Genomic DNA, 3050 nt, shown 5'->3' with positions numbered 1-3050 from the left:
CCCAATCCGAAACAGAACAGCTTATTGGTCATCAAGGCACCTTTTGTGACGGCAAATTCGTGTGAAGGGCACAGTAACGGCCTTGCCACAGACAAACAAAGTCTTTTGGCAAAACCTTTTGGACCATGATTTGTTCCCGCAACCCGTGGCTTTCGGGAACAACTATCATCTTGTTGCCGTTTTCATGGTGTGAGACTTCACGAATATGCGTTTTCAGATATGCGCATTCAGCCATGGTGGATCGATCATGTGATCTTCTATGGTGACTGCCAGAAATTTTGCCAAAGACGGAGCTTTTTCATGTCACGACTTTTCGCGACCTCGTTCCTAGCGCGCGCCACCGGCTTGCTGTGTCTGGCGGGGTTTGTCGGCATCTATGGCGCAGGACTGCCTTCCGCCATGGCCCAGACCGAAAGCAACGGTGGCATGACACAGGAAGAAAGCCAGCAATATCGTGACTGCATCAAGCTGGCCCAACTCAAACCGGAAGACGGATTTGAAAGCGCGATTGCCTGGCGCGATCTGGGTGGCGGGGAACCGGCCCGCCACTGTGTTGCCGTGGCACTGATATCGCTTGGCAAATATGAAGAAGCCGCCACCCGCCTTGACGCACTTGCCAAGGACAGCACGGCCGGGCCCGGTGTGGTAGCCGGGATGCTGGCCCAGGCCGGTCAGGCCTGGATGATGACCGATAACCTTGAATTCGCCTGGCGTGACCAAAGCCGCGCGCTTGAACTGGTGCCCAACAACCCGCAGCTTTGGGTCGATCGTGCCATGGCGCTTGGCCTTGCAGGGCAGTACTGGGAGGCGATTGATGACCTCAATGCCGCACTTGATCTTCAACCCGATCATACCGAGGCGCTGATTTACCGGGCATCTGCCTGGCGACTGCTTGAAAGTTACGATTTGGCAATGACTGATATCGAACAAGTTCTGAACCGGGAACCCCAGAATGTTCAGGCACTTTTCGAACGTGGCAAGCTCCATCAGATTGCCGGTGATAACGATCTTGCACGGCAGGACTGGTTAACTGTCATAGAACTTTCAAATGGAACCCCTGTTGCTGACGCGGCAAAAGCGAATATAGAGAAGATGGATGTTCGCACCGAATCGAACTGACGGGGACCGTCAGTTTAGAAAACAGGTTCACGGTGACCGATTTCCTTGTATATGACCGGTAGAACCATTTGCCGGACCATCACCGGATACGTTTTGGGGGACGAAATGCGTCGCACGCTTGCCTTGGCTACCCTTGCCGCATCGATGGCACTTCTGACATCACATGCCGCAATGGCCCGCGATCAGATCAGGATTGTCGGATCTTCGACGATCTTTCCGCTGACCACCAAGGTCGCCGAACATTTCGCCAAGACCACCGGCGCACCCGCCCCGGTGGTTGAAAGCACCGGTTCAGGCGGCGGCTTCAAGCTGTTTTGTGGCGGCATTGGTGCAGAGTTCCCCGATATCGTTGACGCATCGCGCCCGATCACCGGGTCGGAAACCGCGATTTGCGCGGCAAATTCTGTCCGCGACATCAGCGAAATCAAAATCGGCTATGATGGCATTGTCATGCTGGGTTCCCGCGAAGCACCGGGCATGGAGCTTACCGCCCGTCAGCTTTATCTCGCCCTGGCGCGGACCGTGCCGGTCAATGGTGCCAGTGTGCCAAACCCGCATGAAAAATGGTCTGATATCGATCCCAGCCTGCCGGACCTTAAAATCCGTGTTTATGGTCCGCCGCCAACTTCGGGTACGCGCGACCTGATGGGGCAGCTGTTGCTTGATCAGGGTTGTGCGACATTTTCTGACATCGCAAGCCTTGAGGCAACCGATCCTGACAGCTTCCGCCTGCTGTGCAGGACCCTTCGCGAAGACGGCGCCTATATCGAAGCCGGGGAAAATGACCGGCTGGTGATCAGCAAGCTTGAAAAAGACCCGACCTCATACGGCGTGATGGGCTTCAACAATCTGGAGCGTAACCGCGAACGTCTTCAGGGTGTTCCGATCAACGGCATTGAGCCAGATTATGAAACAATTCTTGATGGCAGCTATCCGGCATCGCGCGCGCTTTATCTTTACGTCAAGGATGACCATCAACAGCTGGTCCAGAGCCTGGGTGACTTTATCTCGACCTATGTCTCGGAAGCGGTGATTGGTGAAGAGGGCCTTCTGGCAGATAACGGTTTGGTACCGCTGACCAATGAGGAACGCTCTGAAACCATGACCAGTGCCGCAAAATTCGCCGGTAACTGAGCAGCTGACGGATCAACACCAATAGACGTAATTGAGCGGCCGGGCATCAGTCCGGCCGTTTTGCCATCCAGACCTGGTTGCTGGCATATTTCGGGGGATTGCCCTGAAAATCCGAAAATTCCGATATCGAAACAAAACCGGACAGCTCCAACATCAGCCGCATTTCACTGCGATGAACCCAGCGCAGATGATGCCAGCAATCCTCACGCGTAATCACATCGCCCTGATCGCTGATTTCTTCAAACCGCCAATGTTCGCTGAACTTTTGGGTGAGGGGATCATTGGTGCGTTCCATCGCCGTGATGCGAAGCCGACTGCCCGGTTGCCCGACGCCCTCTGGCATCGGAAAGATCGGCAGTTCGACGTGCTCGGGGTCACCTTCCGGCAGACAATAACGCAAATCCGGATCCATCAGATCAAGGGCGATTGCCCCACCGGGTTTCAGATGGGCAAAGGCGCGTTCAAGGGCGCGACGCTGACCCTTGGCATCGGTGACTTCCTGAAGGCCGCGAAACGGAATGATCACCAGATCAAACTGCCGTCCCAGATCGAAGTCACACATGTTGCCAAGATGCCATGTCAGATCGGGGTAATTGGCGCGTGCCTGACCCAGCATGGCGGGTGACAGATCAAGCCCCTCGACCGCAACACCAAGTTTGGCAATCGCGGCACTGATCCGGCCCGTGCCGCAGCCCAGTTCAAGCACGCCATTTTCATGCGCAAGGTTGGTCGCCAGACGCGTATAAAAGGGAATGGGGTCTTCAAAATTCTTGCGATCAAGATCAGCGCGAAGATCG

General features: G+C 55.4%; 3 protein-coding genes. 2 read left to right on the top strand and 1 reads right to left on the bottom strand.

The features are described from left to right. Positions 1-300: 300 nt before the first annotated feature. Positions 301-1119, top strand: a complete 819-nt coding sequence (locus tag B3Z49_RS20055; protein ID WP_296994166.1) for a tetratricopeptide repeat protein — start codon at positions 301-303, stop codon at positions 1117-1119. Positions 1120-1224: 105 nt separating this feature from the next. Beyond that, entirely contained in the window at positions 1225-2253 is a 1029-nt protein-coding gene (locus B3Z49_RS20050; RefSeq protein WP_296994163.1) for a substrate-binding domain-containing protein, read from the top strand. A 46-nt stretch (positions 2254-2299) separates the two neighbouring features. Here the strand turns inward: B3Z49_RS20050 and B3Z49_RS20045 are convergent. Beyond that, positions 2300-3050 (bottom strand): class I SAM-dependent methyltransferase (locus B3Z49_RS20045; protein WP_296994161.1); only part of this gene is annotated, 751 nt, incomplete at its 5' end.

This window comes from Thalassospira sp. UBA1131 (assembly GCF_002311515.1).
Classification (GTDB): Bacteria; Pseudomonadota; Alphaproteobacteria; order Rhodospirillales; family Thalassospiraceae; genus Thalassospira.
Note: the sequence above shows the minus strand (reverse complement) of the source record. Positions and strands in the feature narration are given on the sequence as shown.